At 67.5% G+C, this 25,021-nt stretch carries 19 protein-coding genes; 9 read left to right on the top strand and 10 right to left on the bottom strand.

Going from position 1 to position 25,021, the window contains the following annotated elements; genetic code table 11:
* The first annotated feature begins 1 nt into the window (after nucleotide 1).
* The 5 genes from ASE22_RS14480 (at nucleotide 2) to ASE22_RS27320 (ending at nucleotide 6,012) form a co-directional block, all read left to right on the top strand.
* Nucleotides 2–1,792 carry an N-acyl-D-amino-acid deacylase family protein gene (locus tag ASE22_RS14480; RefSeq protein WP_327196973.1) on the top strand — a complete coding sequence of 597 codons (1,791 nt, stop codon included), beginning with the start codon at nucleotides 2–4 and terminating at the stop codon, nucleotides 1,790–1,792.
* 151 nt (nucleotides 1,793–1,943) lie between these two features.
* Entirely contained in the window at nucleotides 1,944–4,208 is a 2,265-nt protein-coding gene (locus tag ASE22_RS14475) for a TonB-dependent receptor (RefSeq protein ID WP_056360677.1), read from the top strand.
* A gap of 805 nt (nucleotides 4,209–5,013) precedes the next feature.
* Nucleotides 5,014–5,460, top strand: coding sequence for a DUF2924 domain-containing protein (locus tag ASE22_RS14470; protein ID WP_056360674.1), 447 nt, complete (start codon nucleotides 5,014–5,016; stop codon nucleotides 5,458–5,460).
* Entirely contained in the window at nucleotides 5,447–5,821 is a 375-nt protein-coding gene (locus ASE22_RS14465) for a recombinase family protein (RefSeq protein ID WP_082545477.1), read from the top strand. The genes ASE22_RS14470 and ASE22_RS14465 overlap by 14 nt, the downstream gene beginning before the upstream one ends.
* Before the next feature lie 26 nt (nucleotides 5,822–5,847).
* A complete protein-coding gene (locus ASE22_RS27320; RefSeq protein ID WP_235536364.1) occupies nucleotides 5,848–6,012 on the top strand; it encodes a CoA transferase in 165 nt (54 codons plus the stop codon).
* 187 nt (nucleotides 6,013–6,199) lie between these two features.
* Here ASE22_RS27320 and ASE22_RS14460 read toward each other — a convergent pair whose 3' ends face one another.
* The 10 genes from ASE22_RS14460 to ASE22_RS14415 form a co-directional block, all read right to left on the bottom strand.
* Complete coding sequence (locus tag ASE22_RS14460; protein ID WP_056361295.1) at nucleotides 6,200–8,530, bottom strand: TonB-dependent receptor; 2,331 nt, start codon at nucleotides 8,528–8,530, stop codon at nucleotides 6,200–6,202.
* 72 nt (nucleotides 8,531–8,602) lie between these two features.
* Complete coding sequence (locus ASE22_RS14455; RefSeq protein WP_056360671.1) at nucleotides 8,603–9,772, bottom strand: alpha-hydroxy acid oxidase; 1,170 nt, start codon at nucleotides 9,770–9,772, stop codon at nucleotides 8,603–8,605.
* Between the two features lie 30 nt (nucleotides 9,773–9,802).
* Nucleotides 9,803–10,789, bottom strand: coding sequence for an alpha/beta fold hydrolase (locus ASE22_RS14450; RefSeq protein WP_056360668.1), 987 nt, complete (start codon nucleotides 10,787–10,789; stop codon nucleotides 9,803–9,805).
* A gap of 139 nt (nucleotides 10,790–10,928) precedes the next feature.
* Nucleotides 10,929–11,732: an SDR family NAD(P)-dependent oxidoreductase gene (locus ASE22_RS14445; protein ID WP_056360665.1), complete on the bottom strand. Its 804-nt coding sequence runs from the start codon at nucleotides 11,730–11,732 to the stop codon at nucleotides 10,929–10,931.
* Between the two features lie 11 nt (nucleotides 11,733–11,743).
* On the bottom strand, nucleotides 11,744–12,538 hold the full coding sequence (locus tag ASE22_RS14440; protein ID WP_235536363.1) for a fumarylacetoacetate hydrolase family protein: 795 nt from the start codon (nucleotides 12,536–12,538) through the stop codon (nucleotides 11,744–11,746).
* Between the two features lie 7 nt (nucleotides 12,539–12,545).
* A complete protein-coding gene (locus tag ASE22_RS14435) occupies nucleotides 12,546–14,618 on the bottom strand; it encodes a hydantoinase/oxoprolinase family protein (RefSeq protein ID WP_056360659.1) in 2,073 nt (690 codons plus the stop codon).
* 12 nt (nucleotides 14,619–14,630) lie between these two features.
* Nucleotides 14,631–16,430: a hydantoinase B/oxoprolinase family protein gene (locus tag ASE22_RS14430; RefSeq protein ID WP_235536362.1), complete on the bottom strand. Its 1,800-nt coding sequence runs from the start codon at nucleotides 16,428–16,430 to the stop codon at nucleotides 14,631–14,633.
* Between the two features lie 84 nt (nucleotides 16,431–16,514).
* On the bottom strand, nucleotides 16,515–17,441 hold the full coding sequence (locus ASE22_RS14425) for an SMP-30/gluconolactonase/LRE family protein (RefSeq protein ID WP_235536361.1): 927 nt from the start codon (nucleotides 17,439–17,441) through the stop codon (nucleotides 16,515–16,517).
* Nucleotides 17,438–19,099, bottom strand: a complete 1,662-nt coding sequence (locus ASE22_RS14420) for a carboxylesterase/lipase family protein (protein WP_056360651.1) — start codon at nucleotides 19,097–19,099, stop codon at nucleotides 17,438–17,440. The genes ASE22_RS14425 and ASE22_RS14420 overlap by 4 nt, the downstream gene beginning before the upstream one ends.
* A 31-nt stretch (nucleotides 19,100–19,130) precedes the next feature.
* Complete coding sequence (locus ASE22_RS14415) at nucleotides 19,131–19,505, bottom strand: nuclear transport factor 2 family protein (RefSeq protein WP_056361292.1); 375 nt, start codon at nucleotides 19,503–19,505, stop codon at nucleotides 19,131–19,133.
* Nucleotides 19,506–19,722: 217 nt separating this feature from the next.
* On the opposite strand from ASE22_RS14415, the gene glpD reads away from it, so the two are divergent.
* From glpD to ASE22_RS14395, 4 genes are all read left to right on the top strand, one after another.
* Nucleotides 19,723–21,255, top strand: a complete 1,533-nt coding sequence (gene glpD / locus ASE22_RS14410) for a glycerol-3-phosphate dehydrogenase (protein ID WP_056360648.1) — start codon at nucleotides 19,723–19,725, stop codon at nucleotides 21,253–21,255.
* Nucleotides 21,252–22,781, top strand: coding sequence for a glycerol kinase GlpK (glpK, locus tag ASE22_RS14405; protein ID WP_056360645.1), 1,530 nt, complete (start codon nucleotides 21,252–21,254; stop codon nucleotides 22,779–22,781). The genes glpD and glpK overlap by 4 nt, the downstream gene beginning before the upstream one ends.
* Nucleotides 22,778–23,503 carry an MIP/aquaporin family protein gene (locus ASE22_RS14400; protein ID WP_056360643.1) on the top strand — a complete coding sequence of 242 codons (726 nt, stop codon included), beginning with the start codon at nucleotides 22,778–22,780 and terminating at the stop codon, nucleotides 23,501–23,503. The genes glpK and ASE22_RS14400 overlap by 4 nt, the downstream gene beginning before the upstream one ends.
* A gap of 232 nt (nucleotides 23,504–23,735) precedes the next feature.
* A complete protein-coding gene (locus tag ASE22_RS14395; RefSeq protein ID WP_056360640.1) occupies nucleotides 23,736–24,344 on the top strand; it encodes a TetR/AcrR family transcriptional regulator in 609 nt (202 codons plus the stop codon).
* The last annotated feature ends 677 nt before the right edge of the window (nucleotides 24,345–25,021 follow it).

The following is a 25,021-nucleotide window of genomic DNA, read 5'->3' as shown; positions in this document are numbered from 1 at the left end:
CGTGGAACGGGCAGACCCCAGCATGGCACAGGCCGACCTGATCATCCGCCAAGGCACGATCGTCGACGGTCACGGCGGTGAACCCTATGTCGCCGACGTCGCGGTCCGCAGCGACCGTATCGTTGCGATCGGTACACTCGATGGCTGGGCCGCCGAGCAGGCGATCGACGCGCGCGGCAAGCTCGTCACCCCGGGCTTCGTCGACATCCACACCCATTATGACGGCCAGGTGATCTGGGAGGATCGGCTGATCCCGTCCTGCTACCACGGCGTCACCACCGCGCTGATGGGCAATTGCGGGGTCGGCTTCGCCCCCTGCCGCGCCGAGGACCGCGACCGGCTCGTTTGCCTGATGGAGGGGATCGAGGACATTCCCGAGATCGTTATGACCGAGGGGTTGACCTGGGAATGGGAGACCTACCCCGAATATCTCGACGCGGTCGAACGCCGGTCGCACGACATCAACATCGCCAGCCTGCTGCCGCATTCGGCGCTGCGCGTCTATGTGATGGGCGAGCGGGCGGCGACGGGCGCCGCGACCCAGGACGATCTCGACCGCATGGCCGCGCTGACTCGCGAGGCGATGGCGGCTGGCGCCCTCGGCTTCGGATCGTCACGCACCATCTTCCACCGCAGCAGCGATGGCGAGAAGGCCCCGACCCTCGCCGCCGGCGAACGCGAGTTGAAGACCATCGCCACGGCGATGAAGGAAGCCGGCGGCGGCATCATCGAGATCGCCACCGACTATGACGAGGGCCGCAACGTCGCGGGCGAGTTCAGCCTGCTGCGGCGCGTCGCCGGGGAGACCGGCCAGACGCTGATGGTGCCCACCGTTCAGTTCCACGACACTCCCGATGCCTGGCGGGAGGTCCTCGCGCTAATGGATGCCGCCAATCGCGACGGCGCCTCGGTCAAGGGACAGGTCACACCACGCGGTGTCGGCATGCTGTTCGGGCTCGAACTGTCGATGCACCCCTTCATCCTCTCCCCCGCCTATCGCGAGATCGCGCATCTCCCGCTTCCCGATCGGCTCGCCGCGATGCGCGAACCAGCCCGGCGGCAGCGGATCATCGAGGAGGAGCCCCTGCCCCCACCGGTGCCGCTGCTGGCGTCGGTTCGGCAGTTCGACCGGATGTTCGTGATGGGTGCGCGCCCCGACTATGAACCCTCGGCCGACAGCTCGGTCGCGGCCGAAGCCGCGCGTCTCTCCCTGTCCCCAGCCGCATTCGCCTTCGACGTGCTGACCGCCGGCGACGGCACCGACACGCTCTATCTGCCGTCATCCAACTATGCCGACGGTAATCTCGAACCCGTGCTGGCAATGATGCGGCACCAGCACACCGTCCTCGGCCTCGGCGATGCCGGCGCGCATTGCGGGGCGATCTGCGACGCGAGCTATCCCACCTTCATGCTGACCCATTGGGTCCGCGACCGTACGCAAGGCGAGCGGCTGCCGCTGCCGCAGGTGATCAAGGCGCTGTCGCACGACACCGCCGCGATGGTCGGCCTGCACGATCGCGGCGTGCTGCTGCCCGGCTACAAAGCGGACATCAACATCATCGATCATGATGCGATGGTCCTGCACGGCCCCCGCATCAGCTTCGACCTGCCGGCCGGCGGGCGACGGCTGACGCAGGAGGCGACCGGCTATGTCGCCACCATCGTCAACGGCCGGATCGTCTATCGCCACGGCGAGCATAGCGGCGCCCTGCCCGGCGAGCTCATCCGCGGCCGCCGGGCAGCGCCCGAAGCGCGGGCGGCGATGACCGTCGGCGAGGCGATCGAGGCCTGACCGATGAAACGCTGATCGAACGATATCCAGGGACGTAGCCGACACGAGAGAATCGTGCGGCGCGGCCCGGAGAGACTGGGAGACGCGAACCGCACGTGGCGGGTCGCCGATCTCCCGCCGGCCGAAGGGCCGGTGAATGGGGAGGATGCCAATGACCGTCATTCATGACTTCGCACCGTCGCGCCCGATCTGCATGGCGCTGCCCGTCCGGCTCCGGGCGACCGCAGCCACCATCGCCTTGCTGGCCGCGCCGCTGGCACCGCTCGCGGCGCAGACCACCGCGATACCATCCCCGGCGCCCGCAGAAGCCGCCACAACCGACACCGCCGCCGTCAACGACATCATCGTTACCGCCACCCGCCGCTCCGAGCGGCTCAGCGACGTGCCGATCGCCGTCTCGGCCTTCTCGCAGCAAAGCCTGACCAATGCCCGGGTCGAGAACACCATCGACCTGGCGAACGTGACCCCGGGTCTTGCCGTCGCCAAGCAGGCCGGCGGGCAGATCATCTTCCTGCGCGGCGTGGGGTCGGCCGACGGCACCGCAGGACAGGAAGCCGCTGTCGCGACCTATGTCGACGGCGTTTACATCGCCGCCGCCAAGATGGGCTTCAGCGCGCTCAACAATATCGACCATGTCGAAGTGCTGAAGGGGCCGCAGGGCACCCTGTTCGGGCGCAACGCCACCGGCGGCCTGATCCAGATCATCACCCGCACGCCGACCCACACCCCCACGGTCGAGGGATCGCTCAGCTACGGCAATTTCGAAACCGTCGCCGGCAAGATCTACGCCAGCACCGGGCTGTCGGATGCCATCGCAATGGACGTGGCGGTCGCTGCGCAGCGGCAAGGCAAAGGCTATGGCACCAACCTGACCTCGGGCCGGGACGTTGGCATCGAGGAATATACCGTCGTGCGCAGCAAGCTCGTCTATGACAATTCCGGCCCGATCCGTGTCGTCCTGACCGGCGACTATTCGGAAAATATGAACCGCAGCGACGCGCGCGTCGCCCTGCCCGGCGTCGTCAATCTCGATGGTGCCCGGACACCGGCCGGCTTCTGGGACACCAACACCGGCGTGGATCCGCTCTACAAGGCCAAGGGCTGGGGCGTCTCCGCACGGGTCGATGCCGAATTGTCCGACGAACTGACCCTCGTCAGCATTTCCGCCTATCGCCATGGCGAGGCACGTCAGCGCTTCGACAACGACCTGTCGGTCACCTCCGCGACCGATGTGCAGACCAACGAATTGTTCAAGACCTTCACCCAGGAGGTCCAGCTTCAGTCGGCACCCGACAAGCCCTTCACCTGGATCCTCGGCGGCTTCTACATGAAGGACCGCAACGGCTTCCGCGACCCGGTCGGCCTCGGGTTGTTCGGAACCGCTTTCGGCGGCGGGGTCGGGCTGAGCAACGTCGTGCGCACCAATTCCTATTCGGCGTTCGGAGAGGCGACCTATGCGCTGACCGAGAAGCTCCGGCTGCGCGCCGGCGCCCGCTACACCATCGACAAGCGCCGGCTGACGGGTACAACCTTCCGCTTTGCCGCCGCCGATGGCACCGTGGTGACGCGCAGCCCCTTCGTCCCGCCGACGCCGACCAGCGCGACGCCCATTGTGCCCAAGGAAGCGACCTTCAAGGATCCCAGCTACCGCGTGGTGCTCGACTACAAGCCCACCGAGGATATCCTGCTCTACACCTCCTACAGCCGTGGCTTCAAAAGCGGCAGCTTCAACGCCACCAGCGGCACAGCGCCCGCCTTCGAGCCGGAAACGATCGACGCGGTCGAGGTCGGCGCCAAGGGATCGCTGTCACGCGCCTTCCGTTTCGCCATCGCCGGCTATCATTACTGGTATGACGACCTGCAGTTGCCGGTGTCGAACGGAACTTCGATCCAGACGTCAAATGCCGCCAAGTCCAAGATCTACGGCATCGACCTCGACGCCCAATTGTCGATCACCCGCGAATGGTCGATCTCGCTGGGCGGCGCCTGGACCCACGCCCGTTACACCTCTTATCCCAGCGCGCAGTGCACCGAGCGACTGGCGACGACCCGCAACCGCCGCTTTCGCTGCGACGTCTCGGGCAACGACGTCGCCCGCACCCCTGAATATACCTTCACCGCCGGCGGCAATTACAGTCTGAAGACCGACGCCGGCACCTTCAACGCCAACGGCACCCTGGCCTATAATGACGGCTTCGCATGGGACGCCGACAACCGGCTGCGGCAGGATGCCTATTGGCTGGTGAGCGGGCAACTCGGCTGGCGATCGCCCGACGATCGCTGGGGGGTCAACCTGTTCGGCCGCAACCTGCTCAACACCCGCTATTCGGTCTATGAGAGCGCGGTCGATTTCGGCGACCAGCGATCGGTCGCGCCACCCCGTACATATGGCGTTGAAATCAATCTAAAACTTTAGGTTTAGAAAGGATTTCGGACGTCCCGGCTTAGCGAGAGCTTCCCAAAAGTGCGTTACCGGATGCTCTTGTAAGGCTATTCGCGCGAACCTTCGAGAAATCGGCTGGAAGCCATGAAGGGCTGGGATTGAAGCGCGAGCGGACGATGGTGTCTATCCGGACCAGCTTTGTGGCGATCGTGCACGATATCGCCACAACGCTGTTCGGCGCGCTGACCCCATCGTCATTACCGGTTCGATCGCAGCCTTCGGCGTGAAGAGCAGTCCAGGTGTTTTCATGATGGTCATCGCGGCGCTGGCCTTCGGCTGTCTTATCGCGCTCCGTCGACCTGCCCACTACCTAGGCGCGCTTGATTTTCGTCAGGGGAAGATGCCTCACGCTCACTTTCGAGGTTAGCGAACAGCGCAAAACTAAATTTGATCGACACCCCGAACAATCCGCTCGACTTCGCTCAAAAACGGAGCACTGGTGCTGCTACTAGATCGCAGCCCTTAACGGTGCTGCCACCCCGATCGGTCCGACCGACGGGGCTCCGGGTGGTGGGACGCAATCACGCGCCCTGAGGAGAACCACCATGGAAGACATCCCGCAGACGGTCGACAGCGCACCCGTTATGCCCGGCCCTCCAAGGCCGCAACCGTCACCAAGCTGCTCTCGCGCCATCGGGATGCGACGCTCACCGAGATCATGGAGGCCCCACTGGCAGCCGCATAGCGCCCGCTCCTTCCTGTCGGGGATCCGCAAGAAGCAGGAGCTTCTGAAGGAAACCCGCCGCACCGGCGAGACCAGCTATCGGCTGGCCAACTGATGGCCGCCATCGACGACCAGCTGGCCGGGCTTGCTACATTGTCGCAGGCCCAGCTCCGCACCGAATGGCGCAAATATCACAAGGGCCAGCTGATGCCGCTCGGCCTGGGTTGCGACCTCGCCAGCCGTGCCATCGCCTGGCAGAGGCAGGAGCGCGTCCGCGGCGGCCTCACCACCGCCACCCGCCGCGAGCTGAAGCGCCTGACGAAGCAACTCGTCGAGACCGGTGACATCGATCTGGGCAAGGATCGCTCGATGAAGCCGGGGACCAAGCTCGTCCGGCAATGGCATGGCACCATCTACCATGTGCTGGTGCGGGAGGACGGCTTCCAGTTCCAGGATCGCCAGTATCGCTCGCTCACCCCCATCGCCCGCGAGATCACCGGGGCGGCGTGGTCAGGCCCGCGCTTCTTCGGCCTGAAGGCGAAGCCCGATGCCGCCCGGTGACGGCAAGCCGATCCGCTGCGCGGTCTACACGCGCAAGTCCGACGAGAAGGGCCTGGAACAGGCGTTCAACAGCCTCGACGCCCAGCGTGAGGCCTGCGAGGCCTATATCGCCAGCCAGCGCCACGAGGGCTGGAAGCTCGTCCCCACCGCCTATGACGATGGCGGTTTGTCGGGCGGTACTATGCACCGCCCTGCCCTCAAACAGCGCCTCGCCGATATCAAGGCCGGCAAGGTCGACTGCATCGTCGTCTACAAGATCGACCGGCTGACCCGCAGCCTCGCTGACCTTGCCCGGATCGTCGAGGTGCTTGACCAGAGCCAAGGCGTGAGGCCGCATAAGGTCTTGAGGCGGTGCCCATAGTTGTAGTCGCTGAGGTGTGCGGTCAGTTGGTCGAGGCGCTGGCCAACCAGGCGATGAACTATCTCGCCTCCGGCATCGCACCGACGCGGCTCGGCAACACCCATCCCAACATCGTGCCCTACCAGACCTATCCGACCCAAGACGATCGATTCATCCTCGCGACCGGCAATATGAGCGCTTCTCCGAGGTGATCGGCATCGCACCGGGCGACGATTCAGAACCAATCCGACACGCTTCGCCTGCCGTGACGAACTGGCGCGATTCTCGCCGCCCTGCCTCGCCGCTCCCCGGCCGGCGCCGAAGCGGCTCGAATGAGCGCTCGCCCCCCTGGCCCGTCGTTCTGCGCGCCGGACCAAGGGGCCGAGAGATGCTCTCAAATCAGAAGTCGTACCGGAGCTGGGCGGAGATGCTCCACGGCTCCTCGGTGCCGATGATATAGGATCCGTTGCTCCCCGCCTCGAAGTTCATGATCCGGCGATCGGTCAGGTTCTTGCCGATGACCGAGAACTCCCAGCCCTGCGATGGGTTGGCCACCGACACGGTCGCGCCGAGCTTGACGAAGCCCTCCTGCCACAGCAGCGGATCGTTGTTCGGCGAGATATTGTAGCGGGTGGTGAAGCTCGCCTCGGGCCGCAGCTTGACCTGCAGCGACTGTCCGAGGTCGAACATATATTCGACGTTGAAATTGCCGCTCAGCTCGGGAGCGTAGCGGCCGCGCTTGCCCGACAGATCGATCGTCGGATGGCCGAGCGCGATGTCGGTCGGCGATCCGCCGGCATTCTTGAAATCGGTGAACTTGGAATCGAGCCAGGTCAGGCTCAGGCTGGTGTTCCAATGCTCGTTCACGCGCCAGGCCATGTCGGTCTCGATCCCCTGCGAGCGCGCGCCCTTGGCGTTGCGCACGACCGGGAAGATGCCGCCCTGCACGCCGTTGGTGCCGATCGCCGACTGCTGGAGCCCTTCGAAATCGCTGCGGAAGGCGGCGATGTTGAAGGTCAGGCGGCGGTTGAACCACTGGGTCTTCAGGCCGATCTCGTAGGAGTCGACATATTCGGGCCCGAAGGACAGCGTGCCCGGCAGGCCGGTATGCTCGAGGCCGTTATAGCCGCCCGCCTTGAAGCCGTTGACATATTTGGCATAGCCGCGGATTTCGGGCGCGACGTCGTAGCCGATGGTGATCGACGGGCTGAAATGCGCATCCGAGCGGTTCTCGGCGCGATAGCCGGCGACCCCCAGGCCGAGCTGCTGCCCGACCGCGGCCCCGATCGGCGCGAGCGCCGCCGGCAGCGGAATGATCGGACCGAAGGGCTGCGTCCCCGTGCCGAAATACTGGTTGATGCCGAAATGCTTGTCGACCCACGACTGGCGCGCCGCCAGCGTGACGTCGAGCTTGTCGGTCGGGCGGACGACGACGCTCGCGAACAGGCCGTATATGTCGGAGGTCTGGCGGAAATCGTCGGCCTGGCCGAACGGCAGATAGGGCGCGAGCGGCGGGACGAGCCCCGGCAGGATCGGCGAGAACAAGCCGTAGTTCGCGTAGATCTGGCCGCGCAGTCTGTCATGCTCATAATAGGCGCCGAACATATAGTCGAACGGGCCGGTGCCGTTCGACGCCACTCGGAATTCCTGGCTGAACTGGCTGAACCGCTCGGGCACGGTGAAGTTGGCCAGGTCGGGGCTCGCCGCGTCGACGTCGAGCTTCAGATTATATTTGTGATGGTAATAGCCGGTCACCGAGGTCAGCGTGAACGGATCGGCCTCATAGCTGATCGTCGAGATCGCCGACTGCGCGTCGAAGTCGATGCCCTGGTCCGGGTTCTGGCTGCGGACATAATTGGGGCGGGTGTCGTCGCCGGCGGCGATCGCCGCGGTGCAGCCGAAGTTGACGTTGGTGAAGATCGGCAGCGGCGGGCAGTTCGTCAGCTTGGCGGCGAGGCCGCCCTTCTGGCGCCCGCGCTCGGCATGCGCCTTCAGGTTGACCGACAGCCGGTCGGTTGGCTTCCACAGCAGCGTGACCCGGCCGGCATAGTTGCGGACGCGCGGGATGTGGATGCCGCTGCTCTTGTCGAGCAGCCAGCCGTCGCCGCGCTGGACCAGCCCGGCGACGCGGATGCCGAGCGTGTCGGTGACCGGCCCGCCGACCGCGCCCTCGATCGTCGCATTGTCGAAGTTGAAATTATACAGGCCGCGGACGTAGCCTTCCCAATGGTCGCCGGGATTCTTGGTGGCGATGTTGAACACGCCCGCGATCGAGTTGTTGCCGAAATAGACGCTCTGCGGGCCCTTCAGCACCTCGACGCGCTCGATGTCGAGGAAGGAGGACTGGGTCGAGCGCGAACGGCCGCGATAGATGCCGTCGACGAAGGTCGCGACCGACTGCTCGAACAGCGGGTTGTTGTCGCCCGATCCGACGCCGCGGATGAACAGCAGGTTGGCGGGGCCGGCCTGCGACACATAGACCGCCGGCACATGCTGCACGGCGTCCTGGATCGAGCCGACGCCCTGCTTCTGGAGGGTGATGCCCGAGACGACCGAGGCGGAGACCGGGACCTTCTGGAGCGGCTCGGCGCGCTTCTGCGCGGTGACGATGATCTCGCCGCTGTCGGCGGCGGCATCGGCCTCGCGGTCGGCCGCCCAGGCCGGGGCCTGCAACAGGACGCCCATCAGCATGGCGGCCAACGACGCTCCCTGGATCGACTTCTTCTTCATCTTGGACACTCCCCTTCTATAATGTCTATACAAATAGGGTGGATATTGTGCGGCCGGCCGGCGGCCTGCGGATCATGCGATCGTCCGGACGATCGCCGGGGTCGCGTCGGCGACCCGGTTGAGGCCGACCAGCGCCATCGCCATGTCGAGCTCGGTGCGGAAGATGCCGAGCGCGTGGCCGACCCCGGCCTCGCCCGCGGTCGACAGGCCGTAAAGGGTGGCGCGCCCGACCTGGACGGCGCTCGCCCCCAGCGCGACGGCCTTCAATATGTCGGTGCCGGTGCGGACGCCGCTGTCGATCAGCAGCGGAATACGCTGCTTGGCGGCGGCAGCGAAATCGGGGAGGACGTCGAGCGTCGACACCGCCCCGTCGAGCTGCCGCCCGCCATGGTTGGAGATGACGATGCCGTCATAGCCGGCCGCGATCGCCGGCTCGACCTGCCCCGGATCAAGCAGCCCCTTGACGATCAGCGTGCCGGGCCACTGGTCGCGCAGCCATGCGAGGTCGTCCCATCCGATCGCGGGGTTGATCTGCGAGCGGACGAATTCGGAGACGGTCGCCCAGCTCCGCCCCTGTTCCATCGGCATCAAGCCGGGCCGGGGCGCGCCGTGCGGCAGCGCGCGCAGCATCCAGCCGGGATGGCGGAGCACGTCGACGACCTTGTCCGGGGTCCAGCTATAGGGCACGGTGAAGCCGTTGCGGATGTCGCGGATCCGCCGGCCCGGCAAGGCGGTGTCGACCGTCACCTCGAGTGTCTCGAAGCCAAGCGCCCGCGCCTCGCCGATCAGGCCCAGCGTCGACTGCTTGTCATGGGCGATGTAGAGTTGGAGCCAGGCCTGGCCGCCCGAGGCCTCGGCGATGTCCCTGAGCCGCGAATTGGCGCCGTTGCTGACGACGAACGGCACGCCCGCCGCCGCCGCGCCGCGCGCCAGCGCCAGATCGCCCTTCGGCCAGAAGGCCGACGCATAGCCGGTCGGGCCGATGATCAGCGGCATCGCCAGCGACTGCCCGAACAGCGTGGTGGCGGTGCTCCGCCGGCTGACGTCGACTGGCGCGGCCGACAGCAGGCGATGGCGCTCGAACGCGGCGCGGTTTTGCCGCATCGTGCTTTCGGACTGGGCGCCGCCGTCGACATAGTCGAACACCATCCGCGGCAGCGTCCGCCGCGCGGCGTCGCGCAGGTCGTCGATCGAATGGGCCGCGCGCAGGCGCCGGCGGCACAGGGCATCAAGCAGAGCCATGTCGGTGTTTCCTGAAATCGGCCGGGACGATCACTTCCGCGCGGCAGGCGGAGCGTCGACCTCCCGGAGAAAGCCGAGGATGGGCGCGGCGACGGTCTGCGGCGCGGTCTCGATCATGAAATGACCGACGTCCTTCAGCTCGACGACGCGATAGGGGCCCGTCGCATAGCGTGCCGACGCCTTGACCGTGGATGCCGAGACGGCCGGCCCCTTGCTCCACACGAACAGCGCGGGCACGCGCACCGGCGGCACGGCGGCGAACTGCGCCGGCACCAGCGCGGTTCCCCAGGACAGGCCGCCGACCAGCACGCCCGGCTGCGAGAGGCGCGCGACATAACGGTCGGTCGCATCCTCGGGCAGGCCGCTCTTGCGCAGGAAGGCGCGCAGTCCGGTCGCACCGTCGGCGAGCAGCGCGGCGGCGCGCTTGTCGATATTGTCGGGACCGATCTCCTTGCGCACCGCTTCCCACGACGCCCGCTGCTCGGGATCATGCTCGATCCCGTCGACGAAGGCGGCGGGATGCGGATAGCGCAGCGTCGTCATCGAGCGCACCCGATCGGGATGATAGGCGGCCACCATCCACGCCATCGCCCCGCCCCAGCCGAAGCCGACGACGTGGAAGCGGCGCAGCCCGGTGGCGTCGGCGACCGCCAGCGCATCGGTCATGAAATTGTCGAAGACATAGTCGCCGGACCGCGACAGCGTCGCGGCGGACGCGCCGCGCTGGTCGAAGGCGACGACATTGTAGCCGGCGGCGGCGAGGGCCGACGCCACCGGCCGCCAGCTGTCGGCATCCTGCGGGAAGCCGTGCAGCAGCAGCACGCCGATGCCGTCGCGCGGCCCCCAGCGCAGTACCCGCCAATGCATGTCGCGGGCGGCGACCGTCTCGACGGTCGGCGCGGCCACCGCGTCCGCCGCGCGCGCCTGTGGCGACGCGACGGCCAGGCCGAGTAGGACGGCGGCATAGGCCAGGCATCGGCCCATCCATCTCGATCGGGAAACATCCTTGCCCGCCATAGCCGACCTCCCTCTGCTCCCGCCCACATCTTTTAACTGAATGTTTAGTAAGTTTATTCCGAACAGCTTCGTTGTCAAGAGCGTTTCGCGGCAGCGTTTCAATGAAATATCTTTGAAATTCAATATGTTAAAATGTCGCCTATTTCGGCATCCAGACGCCGCCGTCGACTCCGATCACCTGGCCGGTCTGCATGCCGCCCGTCACCGGCGAGGCGAGGTAGAGCACGGCGTGCGAAACATCCTCCGGCCGGCCGAGCCGCCGCAGCGGAACCTCTGCCGCCAGCCCCTGCTCGACCGCCTTGAACTGCTCCATGTCGCCCATGAACCCGCGGAAGCAGCTATTGGCGCTGACCTCGCTCAGGTCGGCGGGCGGGGTGCCGCCGGGGGCGACGACGTTGATGCGGACGCCATGCTTGCCGACGTCGAGCGCCAGCGTCTGGGCGAGGTGGATCAGGCCGGCCTTGAGCGCGCCATAGACCGGCTCGATCGGGGTCGGCTTGCGGCCCATGACGCTGCTCATCGTGATGACGCAGCCGCCCTTCTGCTCGATCATGATCGGCAGCACGATCTTGTAGGCGGTCAGCACGCTCTTGAAATTCTGCTCGTAGATCTTGTCCCAGAGCTGCGGGTCGAGATCGAGGAAATGGCTGAGGATGTCCCAGGCCACGCCATGATATAGGATATCGATACTCCCCATCGCCCGGGTGGCCGCGATGCCATTCTCGACCGACGACCAGTCGGTCGCGTCGACCGACACGACCGAGACCTTGCCCGAGCCCAGCTCGCGCGCCCGCGCGGCGACCTTCTCGGCACGGTCGAGGTCGCGCGCGCCGATGACGATGTTCGCGCCCGATTCTGCGAAATGCCAGGTCACATGCTGGCCCAGGTTCGAATGCCCGCCGATCAGCAGGACGTTCTTCCCCTCGAGTCCCGGATAATACATTCCCGTCTCCCTTATGTCCGTGGCGCGCCCGCGACCTCGTTCGCGAGCGTCCCGATCGGCGCGCAGCCTATTTCGATGCGATCGCCCGGCGCGATCCGCGCGGGCGTGGGCGGGCAGCCCAGCGCGACCACGTCGCCCGGCTCGAGCGTCATGAAGCGCGAGATGTGGCTGACGCAGCGCTCGACCCCGAACAGCATGTCGCGCGCGAAGCCCGCCTGCACCCGTTCACCGTTGACGGAGGTCACCAGCTCCGCCGTGGCGAGGTCGAGCCCGGTCGCGATGCAGGGGCCGAGCGGGGCGAAGCCGTCGCGCCCCTTGGCGAGGCTCGGATTGCCCTTGTCCTTGTGGAAGCGGGCGACGTCCATCAGGTCGTTGGTCAGCGTGTAGCCGATGACGTGCGCGGCGACGTCGCCCTCGGCGACGTCCCGCCCCCGCCGGCCGATCACCGCCGCGAGTTCGCCCTCGCACACCACGTCGCCGTCGGCGGGCAGCACGATCCTGTCGCCGTCGCCGATGATGCAGCTCGGCGGGCGGACATAGACGACCGGCTCGTCGGGCACGGCCATGCCGAGCGCTTCGGCGGTGGCGCGATAGTTGATGCCGATCCCGACATATTTGCCGGGCTCGCACGGCGGCAGCAGGACGACTTCGTCGCGGCCGAAGACGACGCCGTCCTCGACACAGCCGGCCAGGTCGCGTCCCTGCTGGAAGGCGCGGAACGGGCTGGTCGACAGCGGGCGGACGCCATCGCCGTCGAGCAGGCCGTAGCGGCGGCGGCCCAGATAGCGGAAGCGGACGATCCGCATCGCGCGATCAGGCGAAGCGCGAGACATAGCTGCCATATTCGCTGACCGTCATCGCCGTGCCGGGCATGACCACCACCGTCGTCGTCGGCTCCTCGATCACCGCCGGCCCCTCGATCCGGTTGCCGCAGGTCAGCCTGGTGCCGTCATAGACCGCCGCGTCGACGAAGCCGCCGAGATCCTTGAAGAAGGCCTTGCGGGTTCCCTTCAGCGCATGATCGGCGCCCTCGCCGCCGAACGGCAGCTTGCGGATCGCCGGCTTCGGCGTCGCGCCGATCGCGCGGACCTTCCAGTGCAGGCATTCGATCGGCTGGGACGGGTCCTTCACCGCGTACATCCGCTCGTGGATGTCGTGGAAGTCGGCGACCAGCGCGTCGAGCTGCGCCTGATCGGCGATCCGCCCGGTCCGCAGGGGCACGGGCAGCTCCCAGATCTGCTCGGGATAGCGGGCCTCGGCATAATATTCGAGGCGGCGGTCGGCGGGATCGATGCCATGGCCGTCGAGGAATGCGACCGCGCTCCTCTCCAGCGATTCCAGCAGGGCGTTGACGCCCGCGAAGTCGAAGCGGTTGCTCTCGACGAAGGCGATCGCGCTATACTCCTTCACCAGGTCGGCGAAGGCGCCGCCATAGGCGCTGAGCACGCCGGCCGCCTTGGGGATGATCAGCTCCCTGATGCCGAGCTCCATCGCCATCGCCTGGATGTGCATGCCCGCAGCCCCACCGCCCGAGACGACTACGAAGTCGCGCAGGTCGATCCCGCGCGAGATGGCGAGGTCCTGCATCGCCGCCTGCATGTCGTTGTTGACGGTGCTCCATATGGTGAAGGCGGCCTGCGCCACGTCGATGCCGAGCGGCTTCGCGACATGCTCCTCGATCGCCGCGGAGGACAGCGCCGGGTCGAGCGGGGTGCCGCCCCTGGCGAACGCCTCGGTGTTGAGATAACCGAGGACGAGGTCGGCGTCGCTGACGGTCGGGCGGGTGCCGCCGCGCCCGTAGAAAGCCGGCCCCGGATTGGCGCCCGCGCTCTCTGGCCCGACATGGACCAGCCCGCCGGCGTCGACGCGGGCGATGCTGCCGCCGCCCGATCCGACGCTGCGGCTGTCGACCAGGTCGACGCCGAGGAAGCAGCCGCCCATCACGATCTCGCGCGACAGGTTGATCTTGCCGTCCTGCACGACGCTGACGTCGAAGCTGGTGCCGCCCATGTCGACGACCAGCACATTGTCGATGCCCTGCTCCATCGCGACCGTGGTCTGGCCCGCGATCGGCGCCATCGAAGGCCCTGAATTGATGCTGTAGATCGGGCGCTCCATCATATCCTGGACGCTGGCGATGCCGCCGGCCGAGGTGACGAGCGACAGCGGGCAGGCATAGCCGTTGTCGCTGAGCTGCGCCTGCAGGTCGGAGACATAGGTGCGGATCACGTCGAGCAGCGAGGCGTTGACCACGGTCGACGAGGTGCGCCGATATTCGCGCAGGATCGGGTTGAGCTGCGAGCTGAGGACGACCGGCACCTCGGGCCATTCCTCGCGGATGATCGCCTCGATCCGGCGCTCATGGTCGCCGTTGGTGATCGACCAGAGCAGCGCAACCGCGATCGCCTGGACGCCATGACCCTTGAGCTGCCGCACCGCCGCGCGGACCTCGTCCTCGTTCAGCGGAATCTCGACGCCGCCCTCCGAATTGACGCGCTCGGTGACCGGCAGCGTCAGGTAGCGCGGCACGAACGGATCGGGATAGTCGGTCTTCCACAGGAAGGGCTCGCTGCGGCCCTGCTCCCGCGTCGTCAGGATGTCGCGGAAGCCGCGGGTGCAGATCAGCCCGACCTTCGCCACCTTGCCCTCGATCAGGGCGTTGAGCGCCACCGTCGAGCCGTGCACCAGCGACACGCAGTCGCGCAGGAAGCCGTCGAGCGTCAGCTTATAATGATCGGCCGCCTGGCGCAGCCCCGCCATGATGCCGTCGCTCGGCCGGCGCGGGACGGTGAACGCCTTGAAGATATTCCACTCGCCATTGTTTTCGTCGAACACGAACAGATCGCTGAACGTGCCGCCCACGTCGGAGCACACCCTGAAACGCATGTCTGTTGACCCTTATCTATTCCGGAGTTCCAGGCGGAGCTGCGCGGTCCGCTCCTGGTCGACGCGACAGTCCTCGTCCGACAGGTCGAGGGCGACGCCGTAGATGGCCCGCGCCTTTTCGGGCGAGACCCAGCCGTTGCGCACGCGGTGGCGCACCCGTTCGGGATCGCGATCGAGCGGATCGCCGAAGCCGCCGCCGCCCGGCCACAGGCTGCCGATCCATTCGGTCGGCTGGATCTCCTCGCTGGAGATGTCGGGGATCGCGACCTCGTTGCCGGCCGCATCGACCTTCCACGCGGCCGAGGGCGCGCCGGCATGGCCGCCGTGCAGCCCCTTCGGCGGGAAGACCTTGGAATCGAGGAAATAGGACCAGAGCGCCGGGTTGCCGCGCGGCCGCATCAGGCAGCGTATGCCGGGCGCGCCGTCCCACTCGCCCGCGCCGCCGCTGTCCGTCTCGACCTCGCAGCAGCCGAACATGATCGGCATCTTGAGCTCGAAGATCTCGGCGCTGATGAAGTCGACTTGGCAGCCGCCGGGCGGGCCCAGATAGGTCAGCCAGCCGTCATGGCCGTGCAGCGCGGGCCCGCCGCCGAAGCCGTAGATCACCGCGTTGACGAACAGCCGGTCGTCGTAGCGGAAGTCTTTGCCGCAGACCGAGGCGACGCTGGGACTGAACGAGGTGGCCCCCTCGGCAAGCCCCTTGTCGGGGCCGAGCTCGGCGAACATCGACTGGATCAGGTTGATCAGCCGCGCGGCGACGCCCACCGTCGCCATCGAGGTACTGTAGGGCGGCTGCACCCCGCCGACGATCGCATTCTCGCGCGCCAGTATCTCGATGCAGTTGTAGACGCCGTCGTTGCGCGGCAGATCGGACGACAGGTTGTTGAGGATGCCGGTGACGACCGCCGACCGGGTGGTCGCCTCGCTCAGATTATAGCCGGCCTCGAGGCAGGCGATATTGTCCCGCAGGTCGACCTGGATCTTGCCCTCCTCGGGCAGGATCGAGAGCCTGACCTTGAGCGGGATGCCGTCGGGCGCCAGCCCCTCGATCGGGTCGTGCGCGTTGGTGGCTTCCCAGCTCTTGCGCGGCAGCTTGCCGATCTCGTCGACCATGCGGCGGCGCGAATAGTCCTGCCATTCTGCGAGGAACGCCTTGATCGTCGCGGCGCCATATTTGTCGCATAACTCGATGATCCGCTTCTCGCCGATCCGCACTGCGCCGACCGCCGCCAGATAATCGCCATACCATTGCTCGGGATTGCGGATGCGGATCCTGGCCATCCGCACTACGTCCTCGACATCGGCATAGTCGCGCTGGACGCGGACGCAGGGGAAGTCGAGCGCGCCTTCCTCGTACAGGTCCTTCGCGAAGGGCATGAAGGTGGTCGGCTGGCTGTTGCCGATATCGGCCTGGTGAGCGACGCTCAGCGTCGTCAGGATATGCTCGCCCTTATAGAAGACCGGCGCCATATAGGCGAAGTCGCCATGGTGGCTCGACCCGTAATAGGGCGAATTGTTGAGAAAGCAGTCACCGGGGCGGAGATCGCCGAACAGGCCGGTCATCTGCTTCGCCGCCATGCTGCACGACGCGACGATGATCGGGATCGCCTGGGTCAGGCAGAACAGGTCGCCCTCGCTGGTTAGCACCGCCGACGAGAAATCCTTCGCGAGATTGAGCGCCGCCGACCGCGACACCTTCTCCAGCGTGTGGTTCATCTCGTTGACGATCACGTTGAACTTCCTCGCGAGGATGGCCAACATGTGGGGTTCGATCTTCACCGCAGTCCCGCTCACTTCCAGCCTCTCGTCCACGTCTGCCTCATAAACTTACTGAATATTTAGTAAGCTGATTATGTCAGTTCCGTCGGGCTGTCAAATTCACTTTTCAGCGGATCGTCAGAAGCCGCAGGCGGGTTCCGCCAGCCCTTTCGCGCCGGGCTTCAGCGCGAAGAGGCCGCCCGCCCCCGGTGCGGTCGCGGCGCCTTCTGCCGTGCCGGGATCGAAGCCGATCGCCGCCACCATCCGGCGCGGCAGCGCGACCGCGCCGGTAGTGATCAGCAACGTCGCGTGGTCCGCGCCGCCGAACGCGCAGCTCGTCACGAACGGCGCCGTTACCCGGACGCGCAGCCGCAGTACGCCATCGGGCGAATAGCGGCGCACTTCCGAGGTCAGCGGGATCGCGACCCAGAGGCAGCCCTCGGCATCGACGCACAGCCCGTCCGCCCAGCCCTCGCCTACAGCAAAGTTGAGCACGGTGCGGCGGTTGGCCAGCACGCCGGCCGCGCCGTCGAAGTCGAACGCGTCGACCCGGCCGGTCGGCGAATCGACCAAGTAGAAGGTGGCGCCGTCAGGGCTCCAGCCCATGCCGTTGCCGATCGTCAGCCCTTCGAGGACGCGGACGCAGCGCCCCTCGCCATCGACGCGATGGAGCGCGCCGCCGCCGATCGACAGCGCCGCGTCTACCGTCCCCGCCCAGACGCGGCCCTGGGGATCGCATGCCGCCTCGTTGATCCTCACCGACGACGGGTCGGCGTCGATCGTCGCGAGGGGCCGTTCGCCGCCGTCCGCGTCGAGCAGCGTGAAGGCGCAGCCTTCGGCGAGCAGCAGGCCGCCGTCCGCGCGCAGCAGGGCGGCGGCGGTCGGGCGGCCGCGCCGGATCGTCCGGCGGATGCTCCAGTCGCTTCCCAGTTCGATAATCTCGCCGCTGACATTGTCGAGGCACCAGAAGGCCTGGCCGTGCTCGTCCCAGACCGGCGCCTCGGCGATCGCGGCCTTCCAGTCGTGGACCAGCGGCGCGTCGACGATCGGAACCCCGGCGCTCACCACATGTCCTTCGCGGCGGCCGGCGCGGCGCGATGGTCGCCATTTGTGTCGAACCAGGGCAGCTCGGCGAGCAGGCGGCGTTCGGCGCCGCGCGGATCGCGGACGATCGACGGCGCCGCGTCGATCGCCAGCACCTCGCGCCCCGCCGCGCTATAGGGCGGCCAGGCGATCGACGACGGCCGGGGGGCGCCGCCGCCCGCGAAGCTCGACCAGCCCTGCCGGATCAGCGCCGACACCGCCGTCGAGCCGGCATCGACCGGCACCATGCTCGGCACCTGCGCCATCGTCCCGAACGCCAGCGGCACCGACAGCCCGTGCGGGACGCCTAACCTCCCGCCCATGATCGGCGTCGGCCATTCGAGGCTGTACACCCAGGTCGGCGCGCTCGCCCCGGCGGCGCGGAGATTGGCGACATAGGCGGACGAGCGGACGATCAGGAACTCACTCATCACCGCGAAGAAGATGTCGGCTGGGCCCTTGGCCGGATAGAGCCGGCGATAGCCGGCCACCAGCACCGCCATGTCGCCGGGGAACATCTTCGCCAGCGCGGCCCGGAGCCCGTCCCAGTCGAGCGCGAAGATCGGCGGCGACCCGACCAGGATCGTCGCCTCGTCGCGGCTGGTGCCGATGATCATCGGCACGTCGCGGCTCGCCGCCGGGACGCCCTCGGCGAAGGGATGGTTCGGCAGGCTGCCGCCGATCACCGGCAGGAATTTGCGCGCCCATCCGTCGCCGAGCGCAGCCACACCGTCGAGGATCGCCTGCGCCGGCAGGTCGAGCAGCCGCTGCGGATCGCGGCCGAGGCCGAGCTTATCGAGCAGCGCGTTCGCCGCCTCCGCCGCCTGAGCTCGTTCCATGCCCCAGACCAGCACCCCGCTCTGGGTGATCGCGCCGTGGAACAGGCCGCGCGCCTCGGGCATCGCCATCAGCGCGCAGACCTTGGCCCCGCCGCCGGATTCGCCGAAGATTGCGACACGGTCGGGATCGCCGCCGAACGCCCGGATGTTGCGGCGAATCCATTTCAGCGCATCGACGATATCAAGCATCCCGATATTGCCCGAATCGGCGAAGGCCGGATCGAGATGGTCGAGCGACAGATAGCCGAACACGCCGAGCCGGTGGTTGAGCGTCACGACGACGACGCCGTTCTCGGCGGCCAGCACCTGCCCGTCACTCGCGTTGATGCTACCCGATCCTTCGCGGAAGCCGCCGCCGTGCAGCCAGACCAGCACCGGTCGCGCCGCGCCGGGGTCGGCCTCGGGCGTCCAGATGTTGAGCCGCAGGCAATCCTCGCCCTCGGGCGCGGGATCGGTGAAGGAGGCCCAGGGCCCGGCATCGGGGGCCGGCAGGCCGATCTGCGGCGAATGCTTGCCCGGCTGCGGCGCGCGATCGCCGAAGTCCCGGAAATCGCGGATACCCGGCCAGGGCTGCGGCGGCGCGGCGCGCCTGAAGCGCGCCCGCCCGCCGACCGGCGCGCCGTAGCGCAGCCCCTTGAACAGCGAGACGCCACCGCTGCGCGCGCCGCGCGCCAGGCCCTCGCTGGTCCGCACCACCGGCGCGGGCGAAGCCGCCTTCGCCGTACGCCGACCCGCATATGCCGATCCCTGCATCCACCCCATCCCGGCGATCGATGCCAAGAGAAAGTCCCGCCGCTGCATCGATCCTCTCCTTATCTAAATCCGATCGGCTTCAGGCCACCAGCCGGAACGTCTTGGCGACGATCTTCCACTCGGCCCCGAACTTCACGAAGGACAGGATATCCTCGAAGTCGTGGCCGCCCCAATGCCGCGCCGCGACCACCGCCGAGGCGATCCCGTCGAGGCATTGGATCGACCGGATCGAGACCACGATGTCGGGCGACGGCCCCGCCCCGTCGACGTAGGCGAACAGCATCTCGATCGGGCCGGCGAATTTGTCCGGGCCGAGGAAGCCGCAGATTGTCGCCTCATCGGAGAAGACCTCCCGCATCGGCCCGCTGTCGCCGGCCCGCGCGCCGTCGACATAGCGCCCGATCAGACGCGCGATCTCCGCATGATCGCCAAAGCCATTGGACAGGTCGGTCATCAGAATCTCCATCGCGTCGGATATATTGTTAACTGAACGATCATTTAGTAAAACAATGATACTCAGCGAGTCAATGATGCGTGACGCGCTCCCGATCCATTCCTCCATGCGGAAATATCCGGGGGAGGCGGCCGGCCTCTTGACAGCGCAGGCGGGAGCCAGTTTATTAAATGACCATTCAGTTTATCCGCAAGAAGCATCGCAAAGAGGAGAGGATATGACGCTGGCGGTCGACCTGCTGATCGTCGGCGGCGGCATCAACGGCGCGGGCATCGCCCGCGACGCGGCCGGGCGCGGCCTGTCGACGATGCTCGTCGAGCAGGACGACCTCGCCGCCCATACCTCCTCGGCCAGCACCAAGCTGATCCATGGCGGGCTGCGCTACCTGGAATATCATGAGTTCCGGCTGGTGCGGGAATCGCTGCAGGAGCGTGAGCGGCTGATGGCGATCGCCCCGCACCTGATCGCCCCGCTCGACTTCTTCCTCCCGCATGCCGCCGGGCAGCGGCCCGCCTGGATGATCCGCGCCGGGCTGTTCCTCTACGACCATCTCGCCCGCCGCCGCCGGCTACCCGCGTCGCGCGCCGTCGTCGCCCCGCACCATCCGGGCTTCGCCGTGCTCAAGCCCGGCTACCGGCGCGGCTTCACCTATGCCGACTGCCGCGTCGACGACAGCCGGCTGGTCGTGCTCAACGCGCTCGACGCCGCCGAGCGCGGCGCGCTGATCCGCCCCTATACCCGCCTGCTGTCGGCGCGCCGGACGGGCTCCGTCTGGCAGGCTGGGATCGAGGACCGCGGCTCGGGCGCGCGGACCACCGTCGCCGCCCGCGCGATCGTCAACGCCGCCGGCCCCTGGGTCGCGGAGCTGCTCGAGACCCGCCTCGGCCGGCGCGACGCCGCCCGCATCCGCCTGGTCAAGGGCAGCCACATCATCGTGCCCCGCCGCTTCGACGGCGACTATGCCTTCATCCTCCAGAATCCCGACGGCCGGGTCCTGTTCGCCATCCCCTATCAGGACCGCTTCACCCTGATCGGCACGACCGACATCCCCTATGACGGCCATCCCACGGAGGTCGCGATCTCCGACGAGGAGGTCGCCTATCTCTGCGCCAACATCTCGGGCTATTTCCGCACGCCGGTGACCCCGGCTGACGTCGTCCACAGCTTCTCCGGCCTGCGCGCGCTCCACGACGACGGCGCGGCGAGCGCCTCGGCGGTCACCCGCGACTATCTCCTCGCCCTCGACGGCGGCGGCGGCGAACCGCCGCTGCTGTCGGTGTTCGGCGGCAAGATCACCACCTATCGCCGCCTCGCCGAGCATGCGATGGCGAAGCTGCTGCCCACGCTCGGCCGCCCCGTCGCGCCGGGCTGGACCGCGCAGGCGCCGCTGCCCGGCGGCGACATCGGCGGCGGATCCTTCGACGCCTGGTCGGACGCGCTCGTCGCCAGCCGTCCCGGCCTGCCGCCCGCGCTGCTGCGCCGCCTCGGCAAGGCCTATGGGACGCGGGTCGAGGCGCTGCTCGGCGGCGCCGCGACGATGGACGACCTCGGCGCGGACCTCGGCGGCGGCCTGACCGAGGCCGAGGTCGACTATCTCGTCGCCCATGAATGGGCGCGGCATCCCGACGACATCCTCTGGCGGCGCTCGAAGCTCGGCCTGCACGTCCCGCCCGGCACCGCCGCGCTGGTCGCGCAACGGCTGGACCGCATCGCCGCGCCGCCGCTTTCGCCACAAGGGACAAACCCATGACCCAGTTCGTCGGCGCGATCGACCAGGGCACCACCAGCTCGCGCTTCATCGTCTTCGACCGGCAGGGCGCGATCCTCGCCGTCGCGCAGAAGGAGCATCGCCAGATCTATCCCCGGCCGGGCTGGGTCGAGCATGATCCGCTGGAGATATTGGCGAACACCCAGGAGGTGATCGGCGCCGCGCTGGCCCGCGCCAACCTGACCGCGTCGGACCTGGCCGGCGTCGGCATCACCAACCAGCGCGAGACCACGCTGCTGTGGGACCGCGAAACCGGCCGGCCGCTGTACAACGCGCTGGTGTGGATGGACACGCGCACCGACGAACTGGTCCAGCACTATCTCCGCGACGGCGGGCAGGACCGGTTCCGCGACAAGACCGGCCTGCCGCTGGCAACCTATTTCTCCGCGCTCAAGCTGCGCTGGATCCTTGACAATGTCGACGGCGCCCGCGCGCTGGCGGAGGCGGGCCGGGCGCTGTTCGGCACGATCGATAGCTGGCTGGCGTGGAACCTGACCGGCGGCCCCGACGGCGGCGTCCACCTCACCGACGTCACCAACGCCAGCCGCACCATGCTGATGGACCTCGCGACCTGCCGATGGGACGACGAGCTGCTCGCGACCTTCGGCATCCCCCACGCCTGCCTGCCCCGGATCGTCGCCTCGTCCGGCGCGCACGGCACGATCCGGACGCCGCCGCTCGACGGCGCGCGGCTCGCCGGCATCCTCGGCGACCAGCAGGCGGCGCTGGCCGGCCAGGCCTGCTTCGCGCCGGGCGAGGCGAAGAACACCTACGGCACCGGCTCCTTCCTGCTGATGAACACCGGCACCGAACCGGTCCGGTCGCAGGCCGGGCTGCTCACCACCCTCGCCTACCAGTTCGGCGACGAGCCGCCCCGCTATGCGCTGGAGGGGGCGATCGCCATCACCGGCGCGCTCGTCCAATGGCTGCGCGACAATCTCGGCCTGTTCGACAGCGCGCCCGAGATCGAGGCGCTCGCCCGATCGGTGCCCGACAATGGCGACGTCTATGTCGTGCCCGCCTTCTCCGGCCTCTACGCCCCCTATTGGGACGACAGCGCGCGCGGCGTGATCGCCGGCCTCACCCGCTTCTCGAACCGGGGCCACATCGCCCGCGCCGCGCTCGAATCGACCGCCTATCAGGTCTGCGACGTGGTCGCGGCGATGGAGGCCGACAGCGGCATCCGCCTCGCCACGCTCAAGACCGACGGCGGCATGGTCGCCAACGAGCTGCTGATGCAGTTCCAGGCCGACATGCTCGGCGCGCCGGTGGTCCGCCCCCGCATCACCGAGACGACCGCGCTCGGCGCCGCCTATGCGGCGGGGCTGGCGGTCGGCTATTGGTCGGGGACGCAGGAGCTGCGCGACAATTGGGGCGTCGACGCGACTTGGCGGCCGACCATGCCGGCCGATCTCCGCGCCCACCACCAGCGGTCCTGGAAGAAGGCGATCGGCAAGTCGCTCGGCTGGATCGATCGGCCGCAGGCCGCGGCGGACGATGCCGCGTGAATATCTTCCTCGGGGAATTGCTGGGTACCGCCGCGCTGATCCTGTTCGGCAACGGGGTCGTCGCCGGCGCACTGCTCAAGGCGTCGAAGGCGGAGAATGCCGGCTGGATGGCGATCACCGCCGGCTGGGCCTTCGCCGTGTTCGTCGGCATCGTCGTCGCCAAGGCATGCGGCAGCGCAGCCGCCTATCTCAACCCCGCCTTCGCGATCGGCATGGCGGTCCGGCACGGCGACTGGACCGGCATCCCGCAGGCGATCGCGGGCGAGCTGCTCGGCGCGATGCTCGGCGCCGCGCTGGTCTTCCTCCACTATCTTCCGCATTGGCGGGGCACCGCCGATCCGGCGATCAAGCGCGCGGCCTTCTGCACCGCGCCAGCGCTGCGCGACGTCAAGGCGAACCTGATCAGCGAGATCATCGGCACCTTCGCGCTGACCTTCGCGATCGGCGCGATGCTGTCCCCGGCGGTCGCGCCGCACGGCCTGGCCGACGGCGTCGCGCCCTATCTGGTCGCGGTGATCGTCTGGGCGATCGGCCTGTCGCTGGGCGGGACCACCGGCTATGCGATCAACCCGGCCCGCGACCTCGGCCCACGCATCGCCCATGCGCTGCTGCCCATCCCCGGCAAGGGAGATTCCGACTGGCGCTACGCCCCCATCCCGGTGCTCGGGCCCGTGATCGGCGCCGCGCTGGCCGGCCTCGCCCTGTCGCGCATCGGCGCCTGACACACGCGCAACGCACTGAATGAACGATCAATCATGGACGCGGCGCTATTCTCTGGCATAGTGGCCGGCAGATATTGCATAGGCGTTCGGGCATGGCAGTTGGCGGGGGCGACCATCCTATCATCATGATCTGATGGCGTCGGCGCAGCCGATCCTCCGCCCCGCCGGGGCCCATTCCCGAAGAACAGACACAGATGGATTGCCCGAATCCATACCCCTTATGGAGCGTTCAATGGACGTAGAAGACGGAACCAAAGCCGCTATCATCGAAGCGTCCATCAAGCTTTTCTACAACAAGGGCTATCGCGGCACGTCGATGCCGGACATCGCCAGCGAATGCGACATCACGCCGGCCGCGATCTATTATCATTTCAAGAACAAGGAGCAGGTCCTCTGGTCCTGCTACGAGAACCTCATCAAGGAACTGGACGAGCGGGTCATCAAGGAGGTCAACAAATTCACCGATCCCAAGGCCAAGCTCGAACGGTTCATCGAAATCGTCTTCAACATATGGTTCGACCGGCCGGAGCTCTCGCTGCTCCAGGCGGGGCCGATCGCCGACCTCTCGGCCAAGCGGACCTTCCAGTACAAGGTCCACCGCGCCAACTGGTTCAAGTTCATCCACGACCTCATCGCCGAGCTGGGCGGCTCCTTCCGCTCCGACGAGGAGCTGCGCTTCTCCTCGCTGATATTGTCCAAGTCGCTGTCCTATCCCGAGACCCTCATCGGCGAGTTCGGATACGACCACGAGGACGTCAGCGAGGACGTCAAGAAGAACATACTGGTCATGCTGAAGAAGTTCTACGTGCAGGCGCTGACCGGCGAACGCTTCCCCGCGTGACGCTTCGCCCGCGACAGCCGCGGATCGACCCGCTCGGATACGCGCAGGAGAAACATGCTCGTTCCGACCTATGTGCAGATTGCGACGGACGCTTGACCGAGGAGACGGCAGGTTTCACGTTGAGCCGCCCGTAAACGGACGGACAGCAATCCACCCCCAAGCTGACGCTAAGCTGCCGCGGCCGCGCCTAAAAGCCGACGGTCCGCTTTTGGTAAACCGGAAGGGCTCGCCGATCGTCCGCTATGTCGGCGAAAGCGGTCGTCCGCTTCCCCGCCCCGCTTGCCGACACGGCGGCCTCACCTAGCGAAATAGGCGGTCGCCCGAGGCGATCCGCATCAAGCTGCAGCCGCGATGGGCCGCCTTCTATAAGCCCCCACTTTATAGGAAAACATCGCACCGAAAGGTGCACGCAGCATCTGCCTGACGTCTCAACTGCATCGCATCTGCCGACCACAAATCAGCGGTAGCTGAGAAGAGCCGCGCAGAAGCCCAACCATGCCTGTCTAAAAACGTCTCCACGCACTGCACCAGATGCGCCGCCCAGCACGAAAGCCCCGCATTCCCGCGGCCAATCGCGACAAAGGCGTATATGGCGGGTCGAGGCAATCGATACGCCGCGACCAGAGACATCTTCGTGCCGTCTTGCAGCTGGATGATCAGGCCATCCCGGAACTTCT

This window comes from Sphingomonas sp. Root720 (genome assembly GCF_001428605.1).
GTDB lineage: Bacteria > Pseudomonadota > Alphaproteobacteria > Sphingomonadales > Sphingomonadaceae > Rhizorhabdus.
This window is presented reverse-complemented; position numbering and strand designations above follow the sequence as displayed.

Bases quoted from the DNA above. Each gene is read 5' to 3' on its own strand.
- ASE22_RS14475 (WP_056360677.1), top strand. From the start codon at position 1,944: ATGACCGTCATTCATGACTTCGCACCGTCGCGCCCGATCTGCATGGCG.
- ASE22_RS14470 (WP_056360674.1), top strand. From the start codon at position 5,014: ATGGCCGCCATCGACGACCAGCTGGCCGGGCTTGCTACATTGTCGCAG.
- ASE22_RS14465 (WP_082545477.1), top strand. From the start codon at position 5,447: ATGCCGCCCGGTGACGGCAAGCCGATCCGCTGCGCGGTCTACACGCGC.
- ASE22_RS14460 (WP_056361295.1), bottom strand. From the start codon at position 8,530: ATGAAGAAGAAGTCGATCCAGGGAGCGTCGTTGGCCGCCATGCTGATG.
- ASE22_RS14455 (WP_056360671.1), bottom strand. From the start codon at position 9,772: ATGGCTCTGCTTGATGCCCTGTGCCGCCGGCGCCTGCGCGCGGCCCAT.
- ASE22_RS14450 (WP_056360668.1), bottom strand. From the start codon at position 10,789: ATGGCGGGCAAGGATGTTTCCCGATCGAGATGGATGGGCCGATGCCTG.
- ASE22_RS14445 (WP_056360665.1), bottom strand. From the start codon at position 11,732: ATGTATTATCCGGGACTCGAGGGGAAGAACGTCCTGCTGATCGGCGGG.
- ASE22_RS14440 (WP_235536363.1), bottom strand. From the start codon at position 12,538: ATGCGGATCGTCCGCTTCCGCTATCTGGGCCGCCGCCGCTACGGCCTG.
- ASE22_RS14435 (WP_056360659.1), bottom strand. From the start codon at position 14,618: ATGCGTTTCAGGGTGTGCTCCGACGTGGGCGGCACGTTCAGCGATCTG.
- ASE22_RS14420 (WP_056360651.1), bottom strand. From the start codon at position 19,099: ATGCAGCGGCGGGACTTTCTCTTGGCATCGATCGCCGGGATGGGGTGG.
- ASE22_RS14415 (WP_056361292.1), bottom strand. From the start codon at position 19,505: ATGACCGACCTGTCCAATGGCTTTGGCGATCATGCGGAGATCGCGCGT.
- glpD (WP_056360648.1), top strand. From the start codon at position 19,723: ATGACGCTGGCGGTCGACCTGCTGATCGTCGGCGGCGGCATCAACGGC.
- glpK (WP_056360645.1), top strand. From the start codon at position 21,252: ATGACCCAGTTCGTCGGCGCGATCGACCAGGGCACCACCAGCTCGCGC.
- ASE22_RS14395 (WP_056360640.1), top strand. From the start codon at position 23,736: ATGGACGTAGAAGACGGAACCAAAGCCGCTATCATCGAAGCGTCCATC.